The organism is Thermodesulfovibrio sp. 1176 (assembly GCF_029946585.1).
GTDB lineage: Bacteria > Nitrospirota > Thermodesulfovibrionia > Thermodesulfovibrionales > Thermodesulfovibrionaceae > Thermodesulfovibrio.
Genome location: NZ_JARZRZ010000001.1, coordinates 603,882 through 628,838, shown reverse-complemented (window position 1 = coordinate 628,838; position 24,957 = coordinate 603,882). Strand labels below are relative to the sequence as shown.

Here is a 24,957-nt window from a genome sequence, read left to right as displayed (position 1 = left end):
ATTTTTTTGTCAATATATTTTCACAATAGGATATGGGGGTATGAAAAATATTGATTTTAAAGACAATCAGTTACATAACTCAAGAAGAAGGCTTTTTTTAAAAAAAGTTATAAATTTATTTTTTATTATAGCAAGTTTTGTTTTTGTTCTCTCAGTTTTAATTTTTTTAAAGCCTAAAAAACCGAAAAACAAGCCCTACAATTTTTTTGAAATCTCCAATGACAAAATTCCAAAAGAAGGAGTTAAAAAAGTTGATATAGCCATTGATGAGGAAAGGACTATAAAAATATTTCTTGTAAAATATAACAATTCAATATTTGCTCTATCGCCTGTATGCACTCATCTTGGATGTTTTGTAAATTTTGACATAAACATAAATGAGTTCATATGCCCCTGTCATGCAGGCAGATACAATATTGAAGGAAAGGTAATTGAAGGTCCGCCAAAGGAAAATCTTATAAGATTTCCAGTTAAAATAGAAAATAACAGGATTTTTATTGGAATAAAAATATGAATTTCATTGATTGGTTTCTTGATAGATTCAGATTAAAATCAGCTCACAGAGGAATTTTTGAAAGAGAGATTCCAGAAGGAATTAACTATTTTTACTGTTTTGGCGGAATTGCCTTTACAGCCTTTTTATTATGTTTAATATCCGGACTTTTTCTATCCCTTCATTATGTACCTTCCGAAAAAGAAGCCTATTTGAGCATTCAAAGAATTCATGAAGAAGTATATCTGGGTAAATTAATAAGAGGAATTCACAAATGGTCTGCCAATGTTTTAATCATAAGCATTATTATTCACTCCATAAGGGTTTTCATCACAAAAAGTTACAGACCTCCAAGAGAGTTAAATTGGATTGTTGGAGTTATTATATTTTTTATTGTTATGTTAGAGGGTTTTACAGGATATCTTCTTCCATGGGATCAAAAAGCCTATTGGGCAACTGTAGTAGGAACAAATATTATTGGGTCTATTCCTTTTATTGGTGAAAGTTTGTTATTAATTATTAGGGGCGGATATGAGGTAACTGGTGTAACTCTTGCCAGATTTTATAGTTTCCATGTACTTTGGTTTCCATTAATCTTAGCAATTCTTTTATGGGCACATTTTCATATGATAAAAAAACTTGGTATATCAAAACCATTATGAAAAAAAAGTTTTATCCTGATTACTTAATTGAAATTTTATTTTTTGCAATTGTTACATTTGAGATAATCCTTTTGCTTGCTTTTTTATTTCCTCCTGTGATTGGCAGAGAAATAGATTTTACTTCAGCCTATCAGCCAAGACCGGAATGGTATTATCTATGGATTTTTTGGTTATTGAGATTTTTCTCAACTGATATGGTTTTTATTGGAGGAATTGTCATTCCTTTGTTTATTGTTGGATTTCTTATATTCATTCCATGGATTGAAAGATACATTGGCTGGAAATTGACTGCTTTATTAGGACTTCTGTTTTTTTTAATATTTCTAATCGGTACCCTTGTTGAAGTTTTTTATCAATAGATTAGGGTTAATAATTATCTTGGGTGAAGGAAGAGATGGATAAAGTCAAAGGGCAAAATATTTATTTGCTTAAATGTAAATTTTAATGTTAAATTAAAGGAAAAATTATCAGAAAGGAGTAAACTAATGAAGTTTCTTAAATTTCTTGCATTTTTTATAGTTGTTTTATTTATCTTTTCCTGCAGTCAACAAAAGGATGAAGTTATTGTAAAAGCTGGTTCATCAAAACTTACTAAAAAAGACCTTGAGGAGGATATAAAAAGCCTTCCGCCTCAAACAAAGGTATTTCTTGCAACTCCAGAGGGTGTTAATCGACTAAAAGATGAACTAATTAAAAGGGAAGTTTTATATGAAGAAGCTAAGAAAAAAGATTTAGCCAAATCAGAGGAATTTAAAAGAAGACTTGAAGAATTTAAGAAAATTACCCTCATTAACATGTTGATTGAACAGGAACTAAAAAATATTCAACAGGTAACAGAAAAGGAAGCAAAAGATTATTATGATAAGAATAAAGAACAATTTATAAATCCAACAGAGGTTAGATTAAGCCAGATTGTTGTAAAAAATGAAGAAGAAGCTAAAAAAGTCTATGAAAGAGTTGACAAAGGAGAAGATTTTGCCAAGATTGCAAAGGAACTTTCCAAAGATGAAAAAACAAAAGCCTCTGGTGGAGATATGGGATTTTTCAAAAAGGGACAACTTGCTCCACAAATTGAAAATGTTGCATTCAGTCTTAAAAAAGGTCAAGTAAGCATGCCTATGAATTTAAAAGGAGACCTCTATATATTTAAAGTTACTGATGTCAAAGGAACCCCAGTTGATTTTGAGCAAATAAAAACTCAACTAATGGAACAACTAAAAGCCAAAAAACAGCAGGACTGGTTCAATAGTTATATTGATGAACTTAAAAAGAAACATAAAGTCGAAGTTAATGAAAAGGCTTTACAGGAAATGCTCAATCAGGCTTTAATTGGAGGTAAGACTGGACAACTACCCCAGCAGGCAAAATAACTATTTACCAATACAAAATTCACTGAAGATTAAATTTAATATCTCTTCAGTGGTTACAACACCAACAATCTGACCAAGGAAATTTAGAGCCTCTCTGAGAAACATAGCAGTAATCTCAAGGGGCTCTCTTTTTTTGAAACTTTCATAGGCATTATTTAATGATTCAAAGGCTTTTTCAAGAGAAAGTTTATGTCTTAACTTTGTAACTACTATACCTTCCTTCTCATATTTACCAGAAATTGTTGTATTGAAAATAAGCTCCTTTAAATCTTCTATGCCTTCTGCATTTAAAGCTGAAATTTCAACTGCTGGTTTATCTTTTAAAGATTCAGGCAAATGAAATTCTGTGCTTTTTATATCTTTTTTGTTTATTACAACAATAACCTTTTTATGAATTACCTTGTTTATTATCTCTTCATCAAGCCTGTCAATACTTCGGCTACTGTCAATGACTAAAAGGACAAGTTCAGCTGATTCCACTGCCTTCAAGCTTCTTTTTATTCCTTCTGCTTCTACCAAGTCATGGGCTTCACGAATACCGGCAGTATCAACAATTTTAAGAGGTATTCCTTTAATATTTACATATTCTTCAATAATATCCCTTGTAGTTCCTGGAATTTCTGTTACTATTGCTCTGTCTTTCATTAACAAAGCATTTAAAAGAGAGGATTTGCCAACATTAGGCTTGCCTACAATAGCAGTTGTAAGTCCTTCCCTATAAATTTTTCCTTCTTCATATCCTTCAATGAGTTTTTTTATCTCCTCTTTTAAGCAATTTATTTGTTGTGTTATCTCTTCTTCTGTGAGACCATCTATATCCTCTTCAGGAAAATCAATATATGCTTCCACATGGGCACAAACTCTCATAAGTGAGTCTCTCAATTCATTAATTTTTTCAGACAGTCTACCACTTAAATGCTCTAAAGCAATCTTTTGAGCCTGGTCAGTTTTAGCCCTGATAAGGTCAATTACTGATTCAGCCTGACTTAAATCAATTCGACCTCTTAAAAATGCTCTTTTTGTAAACTCACCGGGTTCAGCAAGACGGGCACCTTGAGATAAAACAAGTTCGAGAATTCTTTTTAAGGTTAAATATCCTCCATGACAGTTAATCTCAACAACATCCTCTCTTGTATATGTATTTGGTGCACGCATAACAGTAACTAAAACCTCATCAATTCTCTGTCTGGTTAAAGGATCAACTATAAAGCCATAATGAATAGTGTGAGTTTTTACATCTGAGAGATTCACTCCTTTAGGAGATTTAAAAATTTTATTTACAATCGAAATTGCTTCTTTTCCACTTAAACGGATTATTCCTATTCCGCCTTCTCCTAAAGGAGTACTTATGGCAGCAATTGTGTCAAACTCTGAAAAAATCACTTAGCCTTTTTAATTTTCTGATTTATGTAGAACTGTTGAGCTATACCAAATATATTATTTATAAGCCAGTAAAGAACAAGTCCTGAAGGGAAAGTAAGAAACAAAAATGTGAAAACTACTGGCAAAATAAGCATTATTTTCTGTTGAGTTGGATCTGCTGTAGAAGGAGTCATTTTTTGTTGAATCAACATTGTAGCACCCATTAAAATTGGGAGAATATAGTAAGGATCCTTTGCTGAAAGATCTTGTATCCATAACATAAAAGGAGCCTGTCTTAGTTCTATTGCTAATGTAAGAATTTGATAGAGAGCAAAAAATACAGGAATTTGAAGCAATATTGGGAGGCATCCACTCATTGGATTGATTTTGTATTTTCTATAAAGTTCCATCATCTCCTTTTGAAGTCTTTGAGGATCATTTTTATACTGTTCTTTTAATTTTAATAACTTTGGTTGAAGTTCGCTTAGTTTCTGCATTGACTTCTGCCCACGATTAACTATAGGAATAAAGGGAATTCTTACAATTATGGTAAGAATTATTATGGCAACACCATAATTACCAACAAAACTGTGTAGAAGCTTTAAAAACCAAAAAAGTGGGAGGGCTATAATTGAGAAAAATCCAAAGTCAACTATATGTTCAAGTCCCAAATTAAACTTTTTAAGATAATCATAGTCCTTAGGGGATGCAAAAACTTTGTAATGATTTATTCCATCCTGAAATTCCACTGCAGTAAGGGCATCTCCATTATAGGGCAATACAAAAAATTGATTTGCTTTGCTAACAGGAACAATTGCAGAGAAAAAGTATTTGTCTTCCTGAGCAATCCATTTTACATCACCCATGTATGATACAGGCTCCTTTATTTTTGATGGATTAAGCTCTATTCGATCAACTTCTTTCAATATTACAGGACCCCAATGGGGTGCATTCTCCTTGTCAAAAATTCCAAAATTCAAACCGAGGGTTACATAGTAAATACCTATACCACTTATTTCTTCTTTCACATCTATTAAATAATCGGTTTTATTAAAAGAGAAAATCCTTTTAATTGAAACATTTTCATCACTGTAGTTAAATACTACAATGGCTTCCTTTGAATCTTTAAAGGATGCCTTTGAATCATCAACATTAAAAATAATTTTTGTGTAGTCAAATTTGCCATCCTTAATAATTGAAATTGCTGGGATTTGACCAGAAGATAAATGAATTGGATTTCCCTTTGAATCTTTATATTTTTTAAGTTCAACGGATTTTATAGTTGCTCCTTCATTTGAAAGCACGACTTTAAAAACTTCATTTTCTACAGTTACTTCTTTATATTTCGTATCTTTAACTACTGGTTTTGCTTCTTCCTTCTTAGCAGATGGAATTTGAAGGATTGGTGATGGAGATAGTTTTTCCTCCTTTTTTGTCTCTTCGGTCTGTTGAACGGGTTGTGTCTGTGGTTGATAATATTTTGTATATAAATACTGGCTCCCAAATAAAATAGCCATACTTAAAAGGACTGCTAAAAATGCTCTTAATCCTTGATTTTCCATATTTTCACCTTAATGGGTCATATCCCCCAGGATGAAAGGGATGACATTTAAGTATTCTTTTAATAGTAAGTAAGATCCCCTTTGCTCCATATTTTTTAATTGCCTGGTCAGCATACTCTGAACAGGTCGGATAAAATCTACAACAAGGAGGCATAATCGGTGATATAAACCTCCTGTAAATTTTTATTAAAATTAAAAAAAATTTAGATATTAAGGAGTTAATCTCCATCTACCCTTTGCTCTTCTTCTTTTTATAACTCTTCTTCCACCTGGTGTGCTCATTCTTTTGAGAAAACCGTGTGTTCTTTTCTTTTTAAGCTTATGAGGATGATAGGTTGTATAGGCTCCCAATTTTTAACCTCCCGATTAAAATTTATAAGGAATCATTGCTTTTATTGACTTATACTGAGTTTCATGAACTACGGCAGACTGTCTTAATTTTCTTGTCCTCTTTGAAGGTTTACCTGTGAGCAAATGACTTTTATTTGCTCTTCTACGTATAATTTTACCAGTGCCAGTAACTTTAAATCTTTTAGCTGCTCCTTTGTGGGTTTTTAGTTTTGGCATAAACAGTATCCTCCTACCTAAGTTTAGACAAATATTTTAATAAAATTCTGATGAAATTATCAATCTTTTCCAGGAGCTATAATCATGCTCATATTATTTCCTTCAAGACGAGGTTCTTGCTCAATTTTATGAGAAAAACCTGCAAGAAGAGCTTTAATTTTATCAAAAACTTTCATACCAAGCTCAGGATGAACAATCTCTCGTCCTCTGAAAAATAAAGTAACCCTTGTTTTATCTCCATCCTCTAAAAATCTTTTAATATGCTTTACTTTTAGTTGAAGGTCATGGTCTGAAATTTGTGGTCTTATTTTTATCTCTTTTACTGTGGCTGTCTTTTTAGAAGAAGTTTTTTTCTCAAGTTGATACTTGTATTTTCCATAATCCATTATTCTACATACAGGGGGATTTGCATTAGGAGCAACTTCTACAAGGTCATAACCTCTTTCTCTTGCTATTGCTATTGCTTCTTTAATACTTAATACACCAAGTTGTTTTCCATTTTCATCAACTAATCTTACTTCCTTTGCCTTAATGGCTTCATTTACTCTAATGTCTTTTGTTGCTATTGTACCACCTCCAAAATTTGTTTTTTTGTTTTTATTTCTTTGGTTATAAAGTCAATAAACTTTTCAGTGTCTATAAGTTCAAAATTTTCACCATTTCTTCTTCTAACAGTAATCTTATTTTTTTCAGCTTCTTTATCACCCAATATAAGCATATAAGGTATTTTTTCAATGGTTGCCTGTCGTATTTTATATCCTATTTTTTCATTCTCTATATTCAATTTTGCCCTAATTCCTCTCTCTATAAGAATATCATAAATTTTTCTTGCATAACCTACATGTTTTTCTGATATAGACATTACTTCAACTTGAACAGGTGCTAGCCAGGTGGGAAAAGCTCCTGCATAATGCTCAATTAATACTCCAATAAATCTCTCCAGTGATCCCATTAATGCCCTATGTATCATTATAGGTCTGTGTTCATGTCCATCTTTCCCTCGATAAATTATATCAAATCTCTCTGGAATGTTAAAATCAACCTGAATTGTGCTACACTGCCATGCTCTGTTTAATACATCCTTTATTTTTATATCAATTTTCGGCCCATAGAAAACTCCTTCTCCAGGATCAATCTGATAGGGTAGATTTCTCATTTTTAAAGCCTGTTGCAAAGCAAAGGTTGCTTTTTCCCAGTTTTCAAGAGTTCCTACATATTTTTCAGGTCTTGTTGAAATATATATTTCGTAGTTGTCAAAGCCAAAGGTTGATAAAATAAATACTGTGAAATCAAGAACCTTCTGAATCTCTTCCTCAAGTTGTTCTTCTGTACAGAATATATGAGCATCATCCTGAGTAAATCCTCTAACCCGTAAAAGTCCGTGTAATACTCCTGATCTTTCATATCTGTAAACTGTTCCGAGTTCAGCAAATCTTAATGGAAGATCTCTGTAACTGCGAAGTTCAGACTTATATACCTGAATATGAAAAGGACAATTCATTGGTTTAAGTTGATATGCAACTTCATCAATTTGCATAGGCGAAAACATGTTTTCTCTGTAGAAATCAAGATGTCCACTTTTACTCCAAAGATCAAGTTTTGCAATATGTGGCGTATAAAGCAGTTGATATCCTGCCTTTAGATGTTCATCTTTCCAAAAGTCTTCTATTATCTTTCTAACCATTGCTCCATTTGGTAACCAAATAATAAGTCCAGGTCCTACTTCTTCACTTATATCAAAAAGCCTAAGTTGCTTACCAAGTCTTCTGTGATCTCTTTTTTTAACTTCTTCGAGAAATTTTAAGTATTCATCGAGTTCTTGTTTTGTTGGGAAAGCAGTACCGTAAATTCTCTGTAACATCTTATTTCTTTCATCACCACGCCAATAGGCACCAGCAATGCTTAAAAGCTTAAAAGCTTTAACCATACCTGTATGAGGTATATGAGGTCCTCTACAAAGATCAATAAAACCACCCTCTTCATATATAGAAACTTTGTCATCCTCTATTTCTTTTAAAATTTCTATTTTATATGTTTCACCAAGAGATTCAAAAAGTTTAACCGCCTCATCCTTTGAGATTTCCCTTCTTATAAATGGTTTTCTTGATTTTATGATTTCCTGCATTTTCTTTTCTATTTTTTGAAGATCTTCCTCTGTAAAAGGTGTTTCTTTATCAAAATCGTAGTAAAAACCTTCTTCAATTGCTGGACCAATTGTAACTTTTACCTCTGGGAATAATTCTTTCACAGCATGAGCCATTATGTGGGCAGTACTATGCCTGAGGATTTCAAGACCTTCTTTAGAGTTAATATGAATTATCTCAATTTCATCATTAGAATTTAATGAATATATTACTGATAAATCTTTAAGATCCCCATTAACTTTTATAGCTAATGCCTGATTATCTATCAAAAATTTTTTCAAGTCATCAGAACTAATTTCTATTACTTTATCTTCTTTCTTAAGTTTAATCCTAAACCTCCAAAAAAATTTCTTACCAAGATATATTAATCTAAATCATTATCCATAATCAACTATTACCCTGAAATTTCTATCGGCAATTTTAGGTTTATCCTGAAATTGCCGATAGGCATATAAAAAAGTGAGCCTCCTTTTTATAAGATTTTAATTTTAAGGGTGATATAAAATATCCTCCGATAGATTAAATAAATAAAAAAAGGCTCATCGATATGATAAAACAAACTATACTTTCTTTCAAGTTATCCCACACAAAAGATGAAATAACGGTAAGAGCAGGCTTAGCAGTTTATGATGAAACTCTCAAAGGGGCTTTGCACCTTTGTATCCCAAGATGATGAGTTTGAATTCACTGAGATTGAAAAGAAGTTAATAAAATTGCAACTTGATATTAAAAGAATTTTAATTAATAGTGGCAAAACACCAGAAGAAGCTGAAAAAATCATCAGGGAGTTTCATTCAAATAATATATGTAGAATATGAAAACGAAACTGAGGTAGAACTTTATAATTAGAGGCAATTATAAAAAAGCTCACTAATTTTTTCTTATTCAAAGCAAATCCATCCTTTAGGCACTAAAAATTGATAATTTATTAAGTATGCCTTACTTAATGATATCTTCATATTAGTTTACTTTTAATATATTCCCATGATAAAATTTAAAAATTTATGATTGATGCTATTTTTAATCCAAATTCAATAGCTGTAATTGGTGCCTCTGCAGAAGAAAAAAAAGTAGGACATGCTGTCTTAAAAAATCTATTGCAAGGCTTTGTAGGTAAAATATATCCAATAAATCCGAGCAAGAATGAGATTTTATCTCTTCCCTGTTATCCTTCTGTTTCAGTAGTACCAGATAAGATTGACCTCGCTATAATAGTTATCCCTGCTAAAGCTGTTGCAGATGCATTAATGGATTGTAGTAAAGCTGGAGTAAAAGGCGTAGTTGTTATAACCGCTGGATTTAAGGAAGTTGGCGGAGAGGGTGTTGACAGAGAAAGGGAAATTATTTCTATTGTAAGAAACTCGGGGATGAGAATGGTTGGACCAAACTGTCTTGGTGTAATGAATACAAAAATAAAAATGAATGCTTCCTTTGCAGCTGAGATGCCACCAGAAGGAAGAGTAGCCTTTTTCTCTCAATCTGGTGCATTAGGAGTAGCAATAATAGACTGGGCATTGGAGAATAACTTTGGTTTTTCTAAGTTCGTAAGTTTTGGCAACAAAGCTGACCTTAATGAAACTGACTTTTTAGAATACTTTGCAAAGGATTCTGATACAGATGTAATTTTAGGATATATTGAAGATATTGTTGATGGAAAGAAATTTTTAAATATTGCCAAAGAAGTTACAAAAATAAAACCTGTTATTTTGATAAAATCAGGTGCAACTGAAGCAGGAGCAAGAGCAGCTTCGTCTCATACAGGAGCATTAGCAGGTTCTGATAGAGCCTTTACAGAGGCTTTCAGGAAAACAGGAATAATAAGAGTTAATGGGATTCAAGAACTTTTTGATACAGCAGAAATGTTTATTTCTAAAAAACAACCTAAGGGTAAAAGACTTTTGATTATTACAAACGCAGGTGGTCCTGGAATTATTGCTGCAGATACAGCAGATAAACTTGGAATAAAATTAGATCCGATGAGTAGAGCATCCATAGATACAATAGCTGAAAAACTTCCTTCAAGTGCTTCTCTGTATAATCCTGTTGATGTTATAGGAGATGCCACTTCTGATAGATATAAGGTAGTTTTAGAACAGGCTATAAAAGATGAAGTAGTACAGGGAATATGCGTTATACTAACTCCACAAGCAATGACAGATGTTGACAATGTAGCTGATGTTGTTATTGCTACATCAAATAAGACAGATAAACCGATTTTTACTACCTTTATTGGAGGTCAGAGGATAAAAAATTCAATAAAAAAACTTAAAGAAAACAGAATACCTAATTTTACTGATCCTTCTGTTGCCATAAATGCATATAGTAAATTAATTAACTTTGTTGAACTTAAAAACAAAAAAATATCAGAAGAACACCCATTACCAATACCTCAAGAAAATATTTTAAAAGTAGAAAAAATTATCAAAAAAATGCAAGAAAGCGGAATTTCAGAAATAGGAGGAGAAGAAGCTTTAGAAATTTTATCATTATACGGTTTTACTTTCCCTGAAAGAGCTCTTGCAAAAACACCAATGGAAGCAGTTGCAATAGCAGAAAGAATCGGATATCCGGTGGTCATGAAAATCTCATCTCCTCACATACTTCATAAAACCGATGTAGGAGGTGTTAAATTAAACTTAAACAATGAAAAGGCAGTATATAATGCCTTTATTGAAATTACTACTAATGTTAAAAGATTTATGCCAGATGCTTTTATTGAAGGAGTTATGGTTTACGAAATGGTTACAGGAGGTAAAGAAGTTATTTTAGGTGTTAGTTATGATAGAACTTTTGGTCATATGATTATGTTTGGATTAGGTGGTATTTATGTAGAAGTATTGAAAGATGTTTCTTTTAGAATTGTCCCCATTACAGAGGAAGAGGCTTTTGATATGATAAATGAAATTAAAGGAAGCAGGATTCTTGATGGAGTAAGAGGTGAAAAACCCTATGACAAAAAGGATATAGCAAATTGTTTAAGAAGGCTTTCCAGATTAGTTGAAGACTTTCCAATAATAAAGGAAGTTGATATTAATCCTTATCTCGTTATGAATAATGGTGGTATAGGATTAGATGCAAGAATAATTATTTAGGGTATAGGGAGGACAAAATGATACCCGTTTTTATAATATCAAACAGAGCATTTACAGGGAAAAATTTATTTGCCTTAGGATTAGCAATGACTTTAAAAGAAAAAGGTTACAATGTGGGATATATGAGACCTCTTGGTAGAATACCATTTAAAAAAGGACAAGAGGTTTATGATGAAGAGGCATTTTTTATAAAAGAAATGCTCGGGCTTGAAGACCCTTTAAATATCATTTCTCCCTTTGTATTTACCTATGAAACTCAATACAGATTACTTAATGGTGAAGATTTAAGAATCAAAGAAAAAGTTAAAGAAGCTATTTCAGAACAAAACAACAAAGATTTTTTGATTATTGTGGGAGCAAATAATATTTTTGAAGGATACTGTCTTGGGATTGATGCAATAAATCTTGTCAAAGATACAAAGGGAAAAGTTATAGCAATTCAACATTGGGATAGCGAATTTGCAATGGATGATATATTTGGCATAAAAGATTTAAGCGGTGAAAGATTTATAGGTGCTGTGATAAATAAAGTTCCTGTAGAGCAGTACCATCATGTCAAAGAAAAAGTAGTTCCCTTTATGGAAGGAAGAGGCATAAAGGTCTTAGGAATATTTAAAAAAGATAAAATTCTCGAAGCAGTAACAGTAAGAAGACTTATGGAAGCAATCAATGGAGGTCTTGTTTGTTGTGAGGATAAATTAGATGAATTTGTTGAAAATCTCTCAATTGGAGCTATGGATCCTGAAACAGCTTTGTCTTATTTTCTACGGATACCCAATAAGGCTGTAATAACTGGAATTCATAGAACAGACATTCAATTAGTTGCCATGGAAACATCTACAAAGTGCCTTATACTTACAGGCGGTATGCATGTAAGTGAAACTGTTACAGGCATAGCAAGAGCAAAGGGAATTCCTATCATTGTTACCGCATTAGATACTTTTACTGCTGTAGACAGAATGGAGAAATTAATGGGTAAAGCTGTAATTAGAGAAAAAAACAAAGCTATGAAAGCTAAGGATTTAGTAAGTACTGAGTTTGATTTAGAAGAATTTCTTAGACGTGTGAAACAATGAGTGAATCTGAAAAAGAATTACTAGAAAAGGCAAATACTCTTATTGAAGCCCTTCCTTACATAAGAAAGTTCTACGGAAAAACTTTTGTAATTAAATATGGTGGAGCTGCTCAAAAGGAACCAGAACTTAAAAATTGTTTTGCCCAAGATATAGTCTTATTGAACTTCATAGGAATAAGAACAATTGTAGTTCATGGTGGCGGTCCTAAAATAAGTGAATTGATGAAAAGACTTGGAAAAGAACCTCAATTCATACATGGGCATAGAGTTACTGATAAAGAAACCATGGAAATAGTAGAAATGGTTCTTGGAGGTGTAATAAACAAAGAAATTGTCCAGTTAATTAATGCCCATGGAGGTAAAGCCATAGGACTTACAGGAAAAGACGGAAATCTCTTAAAGACAAGTAAAAAAAATATAAAAATAAATGAAAAAAATGTAGATCTTGGTTATGTAGGAGAAATTGAGCATGTTTCAATAGATATTCTGGAAAGTCTTCACAAAGATGGATTTATCCCAGTTATTGCTCCAATTGGCTTTGATAAACAGGGAAACAGTTACAATATAAATGCAGATACAGTTGCATCCAGTATTGCTGTTGCTATTGGTGCTGAGAAATTAATACTGCTTACTGATGTAAAAGGTATTTCTGATAACTCAGGTAATCATATTCCTACTTTAAAAATCGACGAATCTTTAAAGTTGATCGAAGAAAAAATTATTACTGGTGGAATGATTCCAAAAGTTTATGCCTGTTTGAATGCATTAACAGGAGGAGTAAAAAAAGCCCACATAATTGATGGTAGAGTTCCTCACAGTCTTCTTCTTGAAATCTTTACAAAAAAAGGTGTAGGGACAGAAATTATTCTCTAAATGACAGAGATTAGACTTACTATTTCCTATACTGAAATTTTTCCAAATAAAATCGTTGAAATCTCCAAAGAAGACAGAAACTACATTTTTAATGTTTTAAGACTTAAGATTGGGAATTCAATTATTGTAATTGATGGAAAAGGTAAAAGTTTTAAAGCAAAAATTATAGATAAAAATAAACTTGAAATTATAGAAGAAGACAAAAAGGATATTGAAGATCCATTCTCTTTAATTCTTTGTCAGGCATTACTCAAAGGTGAAAAAATGGATATGATTATTCAAAAGACAACTGAGCTTGGTGTAAAAAAAATAATTCCCTTTGTAAGTGAAAGATGTATCTTAAAAAATACAAACAAAATTGAAAGATGGCGCAAAATAGCAAAAGAGGCATCAGAACAGTCAGGCAGAAATTTTGTGCCCGAGATATCTGATTTAACCAACTTTGAAAATCTGATTAATAAAATTGACAATGGATTACTTTTTTGGGAGAAGGAGGAAAACTCTTTAATATCTTTAATTAAAGAGTTAGATATATCTAAACCAATCTTTTTATTAATCGGACCAGAAGGCGGCTTTTCTGAAAAAGAAATATTAAATGCAAGAGAAAAAGGAATAAAAACAGCTTCTCTTGGCAAAAGAATATTAAGAGCTGAAACTGCCTCGATAGTTTCTTTATCAATACTTAATTTTTTATTACAAAATTATGATATAATTAAAAAATGACATATACATCAAAAGAAAAAGCCTTACAGATTGCAAAATTCCTTGACGACAAAAAAGCTGTAGACATTAAAATTCTTGAATTAAAGGATCTTACTATAATAACAGACTACTTTGTAATCTGCTCTGCTGACAGCACAACACAGGTGAAGGCTCTAACTGAGTATCTTGAAGAAAAAATGGATTTAGAAGGATTTAAGCCACTGCATATTGAAGGATTTAAATATGCTCACTGGGTTTTATTAGATTATGGGGATGTAATTGTCCATATATTTTTAGAAGAAACAAGACATTACTATGACCTTGAACGTCTGTGGTTAGATGCACCAAGAATTCCTTTTGAATCTTCTATCTCAGATAAAACCCGCGCAGTGTATAGATAAAATGTCCAGTTATAGTTAAGCTGTCTTTTTGCCACTCCTCTGGTAAGGGCCAAAAGGGTTGAGCATCATTTAATGCTTTAATAGCTGCATCATCAAGCATTCTATAACCTGATGTCCTGAGTAATTCAACAGATATAAGCTTTCCTCTTTTATCTATGGTAAATTTTATGTAAAGATCCCCATAAATTCCTCTTTCTGCTGCCTGTGGAGGATACTGCCATACTCGCTCTATTTTTTCCTTTAATCTTTGCAAATAACCCCAGTCATTGAATTCCTTTGCTGAAAAACTCAAACCCTTTGAACTTTCAATCTCTTCATCTTTTCCTTTTTGGTGTTTGGATAGTTTAGCAATTATATCTTTATCAAAAATATCAGGTTCTTTTTTTAAATTTTTAGATTGAACATTTTCTTTAAATGTTTGATTTATATTTTCTTTAGCCGATTCCTTTTTTATCTCTTCAGTTCCGTATTGTCCCTTTGGAATAGAAGATAAAGTTTTAGGCTGTCTGTCCAATTTTAAAGGATGTATTCTTTCTAAGCTCTTCGGAACAGATTTTGGTTTTAGTTGCTCCATGGTATCTGGTTTTTGTGGTAATATTAAAATCGAAATTGGTTCTGGCAAAGACTCCTTTGTTTTTACATTCTTTTGAACAAAAGTCAGCAGAGTAAAAAGTAAAATGTGGAAGATTAAAGAATAAACAATTGCCCTTTTCACATATTTATTTTAACTGTTAGAGATGTGTTTCTTAAATATTCTTGAAATAAAAGATCCGAAGGCTTTGAAATACAGAGGAATTAAATGGTTACCTTTTTCTTTTCTTAGCCATAAAGCCATTGCAATCTCTTGAATATTAGGGTCTCTATGGATGTTTAACCATTGATCAATTCTTTCATCATTTCCAAACATGTAGTCTTGAAACTTTTTCATTATATAAAATTGTCTTCCGAATCTATCATTCCAGAGTTTTTCATAAAGAGTTAAATCTTTCTTTTTGATTGCTTCAGCAGCAAACTGTCCTGATTTCATTGCATAATAAATTCCTTCAAAAGAAACAGGCATTACTAACCCAAGACAATCTCCACAAAAAATAATGTTATCTTTAAAAAATTTTCTTTTGCTCCAGCGAGGTATTTTATAGACTCTTAATTTAAAATCCTTTAAAGTAGAAATTGAAGGAAATCGCTTTTTAACAAAATTTTCTATGAAGCCTCTAAGGAGAGTAACTTTTTCTGCACCTGTGCCAACAGAAAAATAATCTTTTCCTGGGAAAACCCATGAATAAAAATAAGAAGCATGGGAGCTACCAAACCAGAATTCACATGGGCTGTCTGGATTAATATCTAATTTAGGCATGTGAAAACTTACAGTCCAAAAATATTGAGTTTTTTTTATTCCTATGAGAGAACATACCCTTGAATTAACTCCATCTGCGGCAATAACATATTTTGAATATATTTTTTTAACATCTCCTGCTTTTGTTTTTATTGTTGATTCTATATTATTTTTGCCTTTCTCTATTTTTATTAATTCTCCTTCTAATATATCAGCACCGCTTTTTTTAGCCAATCCTCTTAAAAAAGAATCAAATTCTTTTCTTTCAAAAATAAAAAGTTCACCACCTTTAAAAGAAACCTCAATGGGAGAAGAAAATGGGGGTACAATTTTTATTTTTTTTAAAATATTAAAACTCAATTCCTTCTTTACTTCATCTAATAAATCAAGATCTTTTAACCCTGCAGAGGGAATTCCTCCTCCACAGGGCTTGTCAAACTGTAAATTTTTTTCAATTAAACATGAAGTAATGCCTGTTTTTGAAAGAAAAATTGCGGCGGATGAACCAGCAGGCCCTCCACCTACAACTAAAACTTCATAATCCATAGTTATTATTTTTTAGTTACCACAAGCACAGGACAAGGTGCATTTCTTATAATCCTTTGAGTTGTACTTCCAACAAAAAATCTTTCAACACCACTTCTTGGCAAAGTACCAATTATTATCAAGTCAATACCATTTTCGGATGCAAATTTAATAACTTCTTCATAGGGTATCCCTCGTTTTACAACAGTCTCAACATCCTTTAATCCTTCAACCATATCAATTCCAAAGGAATCCAAATTTCTCTTTGCATGGGCTTCTAAATCCTTATAAAGCTCTGTAATTGATGGATGAGGAATATGTAGATTTGATGCTTTTTCAATATCATAAATAACATGAAGAAGATATAATTTTGCATTAAACATTTTTGCAAGGTCTGCTGCATAAGAAAGTGCATACAATGACTCATCAGAAAAGTCTGTTGGTAAAAGAATTTTTTGAAACTTCATAACACCCTCCTAATTTTTTATGTTTTTTAAGTATATCAATCTCATACCTTCAAATACAAGATGTGGTAAATAATCATATGGAAAATTTATGTGCTTCTCGATTAATTCTGCATTCCCTCCTGTGAGAATAATTTTCAGTTTAATATCTAGAAATTGTTCAATTTCCTTTATGATTCCTTTTATACCATAAATAGTTCCTAAAATAATTCCACTTCTTATGGCTGAATCTGTATCACTACCAAGAGGGTATACAGAATCAGAAAGATTTACTATCGGCAAAAGAGCTGTTTTTTCATGTAATGAATAATTCATCATTTCTATCCCTGGCATTATTGCACCACCAAGAATTTCACCATTTTTTGTAACAACAGTAATTGTTGTAGCTGTTCCTGCATCAACGATAGCAATATTTTCTTTAAATAATTCATAGGCAGATACACAACATGTCAATCGATCACTGCCAAATTTTTCTGGATTATTAACTTTTAATAAAAGTCCAGTTCTTAATTTGCTGTTTATATTAAAAATTCTATTAAATTGGTCTTTAAATACGCTGAAAAATCTTTCGGAAATATAAGGGACAACAGAACATATAATACAATCAGGTTTAAATGCAGAAATTTTGAATTTTATTATTCTTTCCAGAACAATCCAATCTAATTTATCTAAAGAACATTGATATAATATTGAAAAATTATTATTTTCTGGATTTTCAAATTCAATAGTTTTGAAAGTGGAATTACCAATTTTAACTCCGATTAACATTCCTTATCCCTAAGTAAAGTAACATCTCCAGCACTTATTTTTTCATATGTTCCATCAGGCAGTCTAACAATCAATCTACCCTCTTCATCTATTGCTTCTGCTACAGCTCTTATTTCTCTATCAGTAAGAACGATTTTAACCTGTTTACCAATAGTGCCACTTAATTGCATCCATCTATCTATTATTGTTTTTCTGTTTTTCTTTTCAAGCAACTGATACCATTTATCAAACTCTTTTATTATTTCCGATGCTAACATGGCTCTGGAAAATTCTTCTCCTTTGCAGATTCTCAAAGATGTAGCAATCTCTTTTATCTCTTCTGGGATATCATCTTCAGCCATATTTACGTTAATCCCTATACCAACAACAACTGCTTTAATTCGTTCACCCTCTATCTTCATCTCCGTAAGAATCCCACCAACTTTTTTATGATCAACAAGCATATCATTAGGCCATTTAATTATTACAGGTATTTCCGCATATCTTCTCAATGCAGTAGTACAGGCAACAGCACTTGTAAGGGTTATTAAAGTAGCATATTTAGGTGTAATATTAGGCTTTATAGCAATACTCATATAAAGATTTTTTCCTTCTGGAGAAATCCATTTTCTTCCTAACCTCCCCTTCCCCTTTGTTTGCCTGTCAGCTATAACAACTGTACCGGATGGATATCCTTTTTTAATAAGTTCATAGGCAAGGCTGTTAGTAGATTCTACTTCATCATAAATAACTATCTCTGTTCCTACTTCTGATATTTTTGAAGATATTATTTTTTTTATTTCTTCCGCTGTAAATTCCATAATAAGTTACCTCTCTGGTTTTAGTATAACAACTTCTATTTTGCCTTTTAATGCTTCAGCAAAATATTTAGCATCTGATTCTGAACCTACAATACTTCCATAGTGCATTGGTATGGCAATTTTAGGATTGATATCAAGAGCTGCCTGAACAGCTTCTTTAGCATCCATAACATAAGTACCTGAAACAGGTAATAATGCAATATCAATATCTTTAAATGTTTTCATCTCAGGAATATAATCAGTATCACCAGCGATGTAAAATCTCTTTCCAGATACCTTAAAGATGTATCCAACCCAACCTTTTTCTTTAGGGTGAAATTTTTTATTTGTATTATATGAAGGTACAACTTCGATTTCTATACCCTCAACTGTGACTTTATCACCAGGTTTAACAACAATTTCCTTAGCTTTTATTTTTCCAGCACAATCCTTTGGTAATACTACGACAGTATCAGGATCCAAAATCTTTTTAATATCCTCTGGACTGAAATGATCATAATGTTCATGGGTTATAAGAATAATATCTGCCTTGTCTGGTTGAGTTATCTGAAATGGGTCAGTATAAATAACTTTTTCTCCGACAATTTTAAAAGTATCGTGTCCAAGCCATTTAATATTTTCTAACATATCGTATACCTCCTTAAAGTTTGTTGAATATATAATACTAAATTTTTATTGAGCTTAACAATTTGACTTTTTTCAGATATTTTTATTAGATTAAAAAGTTATCGGGGCGTAGCGCAGCTTGGATAGCGCACCTGCCTTGGGAGCAGGGGGTCGGTGGTTCAAATCCACTCGCCCCGATAGGATTTTCAGGGATTTTTAAATCAGTGGTCACCACGTTGGTAACCACATGGTCACCACATATAGCCTCAAGGGTCTGAATGGCTTTCTGAAGCACTGGAAGGGCTACTTTAGTGTAGATTTGAGTAGTGGTAATCTGTTCGTGGCCTAAAAGTGCTTGAATGGCTCTAATGTCAATTCCTTGCTCTAAGAGGTGGGTTGCAAAGGTGTGTCTCAGTTGGTGAGGGTGAATGTGTCTATCAATGCCTGCACGTTTTGCAATTCTCTTAATTGCTTTTCTGATATCTGTTAAGGGCTTTCCTGTTACTGATGATGGAAAAACAAAGGGGTTAGCTGTAGTTCTGAGGGATTTGAGGGCTAAAAGTGCTTGTTTTAAATGGCTGCTAAGAGGGATAAATCTCTCTTTCTGGTTTTTAGCTTTGGTTACTCTAATGAGGTTGTACTCAAAGAGAATGTTATCCCATTTGAGATTAAACACTTCATTTTTTCTCATTCCTGCATGATATAAGCATAAGAAGAGAGCATAATAAAAAGGTTCTGTCTTAGCTGCCTCGATGAATTTCAAGGCTGTCTCAGGGTCAAGAGGATCGGGTAGTCTATATCTGTGTTTGAGTCTCTTTACATTCCTCAGGGGTTCTGAGGTATAGCCATACTCGTAAGCAAATTTTGACATATTGCATAGGGTATTTAGTTCTATGTTGACAGTTCTATAGCCTTTTATGCCTTTGTCGTTGAGTTCTTTGAGTCTCTTTAGTTTGTAAGCATCTATAATTTTAGGGGTAAGTAATTCAAAAGTAAAATTTCCAAAGTAGGGAATTAAATGCTTGATGATAATTCTATGCTTTTCTTGCCAAGTTTTTTGTGCCTGATGGATTCTGACATAATCAAGATACTCAAAAGCAATGTCTGAAATTGTCTTAGAGGCTTTTGTGTCTTTTTGGGATAAGTGCTTTTTCAGTTCCTGCTCGTAGATTACTGCTTCCTCATATGTTCCCTCAAAAACTTCGTAGTAGCGGTTTTTTCTACCAAGTCGGATATCAATGAGCCATTTGTCTGGTTTATTTTTGTAGGACCTAACTGACATATTTACAACTCTACTTCAAACTTTTTCTTTATTTCAAGTGCTTTTTTTCTTGCTTTTTCTTTCAACTGGTATACCTTAGCTGGTGGTGGTGTTTCAGGCTTCTGGAAATGCTGACAAAGAAATTCAAGCATCTTTTCAACTTTTTCAAGCTTTTCTTTGATTTCTCGGATTTCACTCATAATCTATTTTACACTCCCTTAAGTGCAAAGGTTTTATTGCATTGCTTACAGTAGTATCTAAGCTTGCCATTAATAAGTTTTCTTGGCATGGGGGTTCCACAGTGAGGACATCTTCTTAGTTGAGCATTGGTTTTATTAAGCACTGACTTAATCCACTGGTAGCATTCCTGAGCAGAGGTAAACTCTGGTTCAGGTATGCCGTAGTATTTAGCTAAAGCGTTTGCAATAGCAAAGGCTTTTTCATTCATTTGTTTCTCCTAAATACCATTCTAAATAAGCTTGCAAGCTTGGGATAATGTAATTGTCTACAAAAACAGTATCTTTACTCCATTCTTTGCCACAATTATGACAAAAAAGGTATCTCAGATACCACCGATTTGGATAAAACTGTCCTCTTGGATGGAATGGCATAAAATAAGCTACTGCGTAGCATTCACCAATCAGTTGAGTGTTGCATCTGTCACAAATTCGGTCAAAAACATTGGCGGGTATTCTAACTCTTGCAATGATAAATCCATTGTTGTTTTTAAGTTGTTCAATCTCTTCTGGTGTAAGGTATTCTTTGAGTTCATTCATTGCTTTTCTCCTTTATGTAAGTTTCTTCTTTAATTAAATCTTGTTTTGCTGTTCTGTATATTTTCAGCAAAAGAATTATTTGAGCTACAAAACAAAAAAAAGACACAGTGATTATGTGGTCGTAGAAAACAACTGAGATAAAAGATGCACCAAAGAGAAAACTCAAAAGATGTGTTAATGCTGGGTGATTCTGAATAGCTTTTTTAATCAATAGTATTACTATGTTGTCATCAGAAAAAAACTCATCTTTTGTTTCTTTTAAAACTCCTTTTAAAGCTTTCAAAAACTGTTTCATGGCATTCTCCTTTTTTATGTCTCTACTATATATAATGCACTTTCCTTTTTCAGTTTTTTCTGAGCTTGTCTTTTCTGAACATCCATTTTGAGCATTTCCAGTATATGGCAGTCCTTGCATGCCTTTTTAAAAAGGAAGTAGGGTTCATATAAGGTGATACAGTATCCACTTTTCTGTTTGGTTTCCCAGTTGCAACAGGTTTTGGCTATCTGGTAGTTCTCATGACTACCGTATTCAGTCTCAAAATTAACCTCTATTGTTCGTTTAAAGGCTTTTAGAGGCTTTGAAGTGTTAAGGTCAAGGGGTAAGTAGCGGTGGATTTTGCTAACAGAATTTCTTTTCTGTTGCATAAGGGTTTTCATATAGTTTTTGCGATATTCCTTTTTGCCTGATTTTCTCAATTACTTGATTAAGTGCTGTGGTCTTTCCAGAGCCTGACTTTCCTACTATAAAGAAATGTGTTGTTTCATATTTTCTGGGTACTGGTATCCTGCCGAGTGTAAATGTCACTGGTTCACCAGGATGATCTTTCTTTATTGCAGCCACCAGTTCAGCTGGCTCAACTATCCTCTGAAAATTCTAAAAACCAGATGGGCGACTCCGAATCTTTCAGAATCGCTATCTTAAATATTCTAAATCTCTTTTAATTTCATTACAAGGATTTTAAAGTTTTCTTTCATGTAATACTTTCGCCATTCTGCATCAACTTGTGGAATCATAGCTATATTCAAGCAGAAAATAGTTCGCAACAGGACATGTTTTGCAGTTTCTATCAAGACTACTACATTTGCAAAAAGAAAGATGAAGAATTCCAAAAAGAAAACAAGGAGAAAAATTAATTATCCTGACTTTTGTTCTATTATTTCAATTTCTTCAGGAGTTAACTCGTAAAGTTCGTAAACAAGTTTGTCGATTTCAATTTCTAATTCTGTAGTATCAGTTGAACAGTCTTGACTTTTAAGTGTAAGAATTTGGTCGACAAGAGATTCTATTTGAGAAATGAAATGTTTGTTTTCGTTTTTTATTAAAGGAATGGGAAGTTGTTCTAAAAAAGCTTTTTTATATCTAAAACCTTCCTCACCTAATCCACCACCTGCATACCATTTTTTAAAGAAATATGTTACCGGGTGCGAATTTAACAGACCGCATAAGTATTTCATATTCTTACCTGTCATTAAAAAACTTGTTGCCTCTACATAGAATTTTTCTGTATCATAATAAAATTGTGGTTCTCTAACAATCTCAGAATACACCACCTTCTCCTTCTCAAACTCGGGGTAGTAGGTGGCAGCACATCTTTGCAATGCATACCACTCATATCTTATACCTGTCTCATCCTTATTTCTTTTTGATAAAACATCTTTAAATTGTAATAAATGGTTGTAAATAGCAGGATATTGTTTTTGAAATTCTTTTTCTGCTTTTTCACTTGCACCATGAATTGATAAATCTTCATGTAAAGGAAAATGCCATGGAATAAAAATTACCCACAGCCCAGCCCATTCGTAGTAATATCGTTTAATATCTCGTCCTCGCAGGATGGGTTTGATGATAGCCTCGGTACGGCGGCGTTCGTCAGCAGTTTTGCAATTATTGAGTATCTCTTCACGTTTTTTGCTATCAATAATAAAAGCTTCGTTTAAACCGGTTTTTATTCCACGATATATATTTACATCCCAATCTTTGAGAGGTTTGCCAATGCGTTCAATTTTTTCTTTCAACTTATACTCTTTTTGCGATAGAAATAGAAAAGATTCTTCTGATAAGGAAGTCATATCAGTTTCAACTTTTTTATCTGACACATAGTTAAATAAATTTCTATTATCGTTAATATAATTCTTGAAATCATCATTTTTTACAACACAAGATAAAAACTTAGCTCTACTCTTGATCCCTTTTTGAAATAAAACTATTACTGTATCTACTGTTGCTTCTTTGAATACTTTATATCCAGAAAAGTCAATTAATTCTAATATATCTCCTTCCTCTATAAAGATTTTCCTTAATGGCTTTCCATATTTTGCCCTCATCCATTTATTAGAAACAATAAAGCCAAGAATCCCCTCATTTTTAAGTAAATCCACTGCTCTTCTTATAAAAGCAGTATAAACATCCATGTGTCCTAAAAATAAATTAGGATACATATTCCTCAAACTATCTCTTAACGATTTTTCAATGTTTTCTCCCCTTACATAAGGAGGATTCCCTATTACTACTGAAAAGCCACTTTGAGCAAAAACTTCTGGAAAAGATTTTTCCCACTCATCAATAGATGATAAAATACTATCCATATTCTTAAAATTTGTTGTTAAATCAGGAAAAACATAATGATGTCCATATTTCCTTACATTTTCAATTAAATAATGATCTGGTTCTAATTTAATTAACTCTTTCCATATATTTAGCTTTGCGATATCCAATGCAGCTGGATCTATGTCAACTCCAAAAATATGCCTTGTTACCATTTTTTTAAGAAAATCGTAGATATTGTTATCGCTACAGTCAAAAATAATGTTTTTTAATTTTCTAAGAGTGCTTATTTTCTCCAACAACTCAGAGTCATTAAAGAGAGTTCCACCTGATTTAGAATGTAAATTATCATAATAACGATGTTTTTCTTCAAAAAGATACAACATTCTTTTATAGTACAGATGTATAATTTTGAATACTTTTACAAGGAAACTTCCTGAACCACAGGCAGGATCAAGAATTGTTATACTATTTAAATTCTTATGAATCTCTTTTGTTTTTGAATACAATTTTTCTGGCTCTTCTGTTTCTAAGGAATTAATTAATAGATTAACTTCTTTGTAAATACTTTCAAACTTTTCTACGACTATTTTTTGAGCTATGTATTCTGTTATAAAAGCAGGAGTATAAAATATACCTGTTTCTTTCCTTAATTCAGCAAGAAAACTTTCGTAAGCTTTGCCAAATATATCTTCATTTATTGCATTAAAATCATAAAATTTAAGTCCTTTAAAAAATATACTATCAAATCCTTCGTAGCCTAAAATTCTTCCAATAGAGCTTAAAATCTTATCTAAATTTTCTCTATAATTTTCAATAAAAGTTTTAACATCCCAATTCAATAATTCTGTATTATAGTACTCATATAAAGTATCAACAACAAAGTTTTCTAAAAACGTCTTAATTCTTTGCTTTGCGTTGCTACCATGATACTCTTTTGCTCTATTCCACTCTCCCTCTACTGTTCCGAAAGGAAGAGCTCCAGCATCTTCCAAAAGTCTTATCATCATTAGAGTATTAATAAATTTTATCTTTTCTTTTTTATCAGGAATTAATTCGTCGATTTCTTGCCAATACACTTTTAAATCTTTCAAAAAGTGTTGGTCTAACTCTAAAACAGGATAATCTTTAAAATACTTAACAAGTAAATCTTTAAGTCGTTTAACGCCCAAATAGTGTCTGACAAAATCTAAAAAATTAAGCCTAATTTGAGGTTCTACTTTATCTTTGCTATAATTCCACTTTGTAAATATAAAAACCTCATGTAAATTGGTTAAAACTAAAAATCTCATTTTAGGATAAAGTAAATAATGTTGAAGTTGTTCCTGAACTCGTACTTCTGATAGTATTTCACTTAATTTGGTTAATATTATTTTTTTGCCTTGTAGCTTTATCAACGGTTTAAGTTCTATTCCTATAATTCCAGAATGATCAACAATAGCTCTGTCTATAGTGTACCTACCAATCTTAAATTGTGAGATAATTTGAGAAACGTTTTCTTTGGTTTGTATTAAGCTTCTAAATACATTAAAGCATTGATAGATAGCAAAGGCTTTCTTATTCATTTCTCTGCTCC

Annotated in this window: 30 protein-coding genes and 1 tRNA gene; 11 read left to right on the top strand and 20 right to left on the bottom strand. The window is 32.2% G+C overall.

Features of this window, described 5'->3' with window-relative positions:
• The first annotated feature begins 40 nt into the window (after positions 1 to 40).
• The 4 genes from QI155_RS03460 to QI155_RS03445 all read left to right on the top strand — a co-directional run bounded on the left by QI155_RS03460 (position 41) and on the right by QI155_RS03445 (position 2,525).
• Positions 41 to 514 (top strand): ubiquinol-cytochrome c reductase iron-sulfur subunit, encoded by a 474-nt coding sequence (locus QI155_RS03460; protein WP_281321117.1) that lies wholly within the window; start codon positions 41 to 43, stop codon positions 512 to 514.
• On the top strand, positions 511 to 1,155 hold the full coding sequence (locus QI155_RS03455; protein WP_068859680.1) for a cytochrome b N-terminal domain-containing protein: 645 nt from the start codon (positions 511 to 513) through the stop codon (positions 1,153 to 1,155). Before QI155_RS03460 ends, QI155_RS03455 begins: the two co-directional genes overlap by 4 nt.
• A complete protein-coding gene (locus QI155_RS03450) occupies positions 1,152 to 1,514 on the top strand; it encodes a hypothetical protein (protein ID WP_068859678.1) in 363 nt (120 codons plus the stop codon). Before QI155_RS03455 ends, QI155_RS03450 begins: the two co-directional genes overlap by 4 nt.
• A 126-nt stretch (positions 1,515 to 1,640) precedes the next feature.
• On the top strand, positions 1,641 to 2,525 hold the full coding sequence (locus tag QI155_RS03445) for a peptidyl-prolyl cis-trans isomerase (protein WP_068859676.1): 885 nt from the start codon (positions 1,641 to 1,643) through the stop codon (positions 2,523 to 2,525).
• Here QI155_RS03445 and mnmE read toward each other — a convergent pair whose 3' ends face one another.
• Genes mnmE through thrS form a run of 7 tightly spaced genes read right to left on the bottom strand, consistent with a single transcriptional unit; the run spans position 2,526 to position 8,429 of the window.
• On the bottom strand, positions 2,526 to 3,908 hold the full coding sequence (gene mnmE, locus QI155_RS03440) for a tRNA uridine-5-carboxymethylaminomethyl(34) synthesis GTPase MnmE (RefSeq protein WP_083200057.1): 1,383 nt from the start codon (positions 3,906 to 3,908) through the stop codon (positions 2,526 to 2,528).
• Positions 3,905 to 5,449: a membrane protein insertase YidC gene (gene yidC, locus QI155_RS03435; protein WP_281321116.1), complete on the bottom strand. Its 1,545-nt coding sequence runs from the start codon at positions 5,447 to 5,449 to the stop codon at positions 3,905 to 3,907. Before yidC ends, mnmE begins: the two co-directional genes overlap by 4 nt.
• 4 nt (positions 5,450 to 5,453) lie before the next feature.
• On the bottom strand, positions 5,454 to 5,660 hold the full coding sequence (yidD, locus tag QI155_RS03430) for a membrane protein insertion efficiency factor YidD (RefSeq protein WP_348650826.1): 207 nt from the start codon (positions 5,658 to 5,660) through the stop codon (positions 5,454 to 5,456).
• The gene (rpmH, locus tag QI155_RS03425) at positions 5,660 to 5,800 is read right to left on the bottom strand and encodes a 50S ribosomal protein L34 (protein ID WP_012545609.1); all 141 of its coding nucleotides are present in this window, start codon (positions 5,798 to 5,800) and stop codon (positions 5,660 to 5,662) included. The genes yidD and rpmH overlap by 1 nt, the downstream gene beginning before the upstream one ends.
• A gap of 15 nt (positions 5,801 to 5,815) precedes the next feature.
• Positions 5,816 to 6,016, bottom strand: a complete 201-nt coding sequence (gene rpmI, locus QI155_RS03420) for a 50S ribosomal protein L35 (protein WP_068859670.1) — start codon at positions 6,014 to 6,016, stop codon at positions 5,816 to 5,818.
• A 59-nt stretch (positions 6,017 to 6,075) separates the two neighbouring features.
• On the bottom strand, positions 6,076 to 6,549 hold the full coding sequence (infC, locus tag QI155_RS03415) for a translation initiation factor IF-3 (protein ID WP_254045444.1): 474 nt from the start codon (positions 6,547 to 6,549) through the stop codon (positions 6,076 to 6,078).
• Positions 6,550 to 6,578: 29 nt separating this feature from the next.
• Positions 6,579 to 8,429, bottom strand: coding sequence for a threonine--tRNA ligase (gene thrS, locus QI155_RS03410; RefSeq protein WP_254045441.1), 1,851 nt, complete (start codon positions 8,427 to 8,429; stop codon positions 6,579 to 6,581).
• Between the two features lie 360 nt (positions 8,430 to 8,789).
• On the opposite strand from thrS, the gene QI155_RS03405 reads away from it, so the two are divergent.
• From QI155_RS03405 to rsfS, 6 genes are all read left to right on the top strand, one after another.
• The gene (locus QI155_RS03405; protein ID WP_281321114.1) at positions 8,790 to 8,978 is read left to right on the top strand and encodes a hypothetical protein; all 189 of its coding nucleotides are present in this window, start codon (positions 8,790 to 8,792) and stop codon (positions 8,976 to 8,978) included.
• A 186-nt stretch (positions 8,979 to 9,164) separates the two neighbouring features.
• Positions 9,165 to 11,252 carry an acetate--CoA ligase alpha subunit gene (gene acs, locus QI155_RS03400; protein WP_068859662.1) on the top strand — a complete coding sequence of 696 codons (2,088 nt, stop codon included), beginning with the start codon at positions 9,165 to 9,167 and terminating at the stop codon, positions 11,250 to 11,252.
• Between the two features lie 17 nt (positions 11,253 to 11,269).
• On the top strand, positions 11,270 to 12,328 hold the full coding sequence (locus QI155_RS03395) for a DRTGG domain-containing protein (RefSeq protein ID WP_068859660.1): 1,059 nt from the start codon (positions 11,270 to 11,272) through the stop codon (positions 12,326 to 12,328).
• Entirely contained in the window at positions 12,325 to 13,200 is an 876-nt protein-coding gene (argB, locus tag QI155_RS03390) for an acetylglutamate kinase (protein WP_281321113.1), read from the top strand. The genes QI155_RS03395 and argB overlap by 4 nt, the downstream gene beginning before the upstream one ends.
• On the top strand, positions 13,201 to 13,923 hold the full coding sequence (locus QI155_RS03385; RefSeq protein ID WP_281321112.1) for a 16S rRNA (uracil(1498)-N(3))-methyltransferase: 723 nt from the start codon (positions 13,201 to 13,203) through the stop codon (positions 13,921 to 13,923).
• A complete protein-coding gene (rsfS, locus tag QI155_RS03380; protein WP_281321111.1) occupies positions 13,920 to 14,303 on the top strand; it encodes a ribosome silencing factor in 384 nt (127 codons plus the stop codon). The genes QI155_RS03385 and rsfS overlap by 4 nt, the downstream gene beginning before the upstream one ends.
• On the opposite strand, the gene QI155_RS03375 is transcribed toward rsfS, so the two are convergent.
• From QI155_RS03375 to QI155_RS03350, 6 genes are all read right to left on the bottom strand, one after another.
• The gene (locus QI155_RS03375; RefSeq protein WP_281321110.1) at positions 14,269 to 14,925 is read right to left on the bottom strand and encodes an energy transducer TonB; all 657 of its coding nucleotides are present in this window, start codon (positions 14,923 to 14,925) and stop codon (positions 14,269 to 14,271) included. The genes rsfS and QI155_RS03375 overlap by 35 nt on opposite strands.
• 102 nt (positions 14,926 to 15,027) lie before the next feature.
• The gene (locus QI155_RS03370; protein ID WP_068861569.1) at positions 15,028 to 16,182 is read right to left on the bottom strand and encodes an NAD(P)/FAD-dependent oxidoreductase; all 1,155 of its coding nucleotides are present in this window, start codon (positions 16,180 to 16,182) and stop codon (positions 15,028 to 15,030) included.
• A gap of 5 nt (positions 16,183 to 16,187) precedes the next feature.
• On the bottom strand, positions 16,188 to 16,628 hold the full coding sequence (locus QI155_RS03365; RefSeq protein WP_068861568.1) for a universal stress protein: 441 nt from the start codon (positions 16,626 to 16,628) through the stop codon (positions 16,188 to 16,190).
• Between the two features lie 9 nt (positions 16,629 to 16,637).
• Positions 16,638 to 17,393 carry a type III pantothenate kinase gene (locus QI155_RS03360; RefSeq protein ID WP_068861567.1) on the bottom strand — a complete coding sequence of 252 codons (756 nt, stop codon included), beginning with the start codon at positions 17,391 to 17,393 and terminating at the stop codon, positions 16,638 to 16,640.
• Positions 17,387 to 18,193 (bottom strand): biotin--[acetyl-CoA-carboxylase] ligase, encoded by an 807-nt coding sequence (locus QI155_RS03355; RefSeq protein WP_068861566.1) that lies wholly within the window; start codon positions 18,191 to 18,193, stop codon positions 17,387 to 17,389. The genes QI155_RS03360 and QI155_RS03355 overlap by 7 nt, the downstream gene beginning before the upstream one ends.
• A 6-nt stretch (positions 18,194 to 18,199) precedes the next feature.
• Positions 18,200 to 18,820, bottom strand: coding sequence for an MBL fold metallo-hydrolase (locus tag QI155_RS03350; RefSeq protein WP_068861565.1), 621 nt, complete (start codon positions 18,818 to 18,820; stop codon positions 18,200 to 18,202).
• 102 nt (positions 18,821 to 18,922) lie between these two features.
• Between QI155_RS03350 and QI155_RS03345 the strand changes: the two genes are divergently transcribed.
• Positions 18,923 to 18,997, top strand: a tRNA-Pro gene (locus QI155_RS03345).
• A 1,086-nt stretch (positions 18,998 to 20,083) separates the two neighbouring features.
• Here QI155_RS03345 and QI155_RS03340 read toward each other — a convergent pair.
• The 7 genes from QI155_RS03340 to QI155_RS03310 form a co-directional block, all read right to left on the bottom strand.
• Positions 20,084 to 20,260: a hypothetical protein gene (locus QI155_RS03340; protein WP_281321109.1), complete on the bottom strand. Its 177-nt coding sequence runs from the start codon at positions 20,258 to 20,260 to the stop codon at positions 20,084 to 20,086.
• A gap of 8 nt (positions 20,261 to 20,268) precedes the next feature.
• On the bottom strand, positions 20,269 to 20,508 hold the full coding sequence (locus QI155_RS03335; protein WP_281321108.1) for a hypothetical protein: 240 nt from the start codon (positions 20,506 to 20,508) through the stop codon (positions 20,269 to 20,271).
• The gene (locus tag QI155_RS03330; RefSeq protein WP_281321107.1) at positions 20,501 to 20,836 is read right to left on the bottom strand and encodes a hypothetical protein; all 336 of its coding nucleotides are present in this window, start codon (positions 20,834 to 20,836) and stop codon (positions 20,501 to 20,503) included. The genes QI155_RS03335 and QI155_RS03330 overlap by 8 nt, the downstream gene beginning before the upstream one ends.
• Positions 20,829 to 21,131: a hypothetical protein gene (locus QI155_RS03325; protein WP_281321106.1), complete on the bottom strand. Its 303-nt coding sequence runs from the start codon at positions 21,129 to 21,131 to the stop codon at positions 20,829 to 20,831. The genes QI155_RS03330 and QI155_RS03325 overlap by 8 nt, the downstream gene beginning before the upstream one ends.
• 14 nt (positions 21,132 to 21,145) lie before the next feature.
• Positions 21,146 to 21,481, bottom strand: coding sequence for a hypothetical protein (locus QI155_RS03320; RefSeq protein WP_281321105.1), 336 nt, complete (start codon positions 21,479 to 21,481; stop codon positions 21,146 to 21,148).
• The gene (locus QI155_RS03315) at positions 21,456 to 21,677 is read right to left on the bottom strand and encodes a type IV secretion system DNA-binding domain-containing protein (RefSeq protein WP_281321104.1); all 222 of its coding nucleotides are present in this window, start codon (positions 21,675 to 21,677) and stop codon (positions 21,456 to 21,458) included. The genes QI155_RS03320 and QI155_RS03315 overlap by 26 nt, the downstream gene beginning before the upstream one ends.
• Before the next feature lie 293 nt (positions 21,678 to 21,970).
• Positions 21,971 to 24,946, bottom strand: a complete 2,976-nt coding sequence (locus QI155_RS03310; RefSeq protein WP_281321103.1) for an N-6 DNA methylase — start codon at positions 24,944 to 24,946, stop codon at positions 21,971 to 21,973.
• Positions 24,947 to 24,957 lie beyond the last annotated feature (11 nt).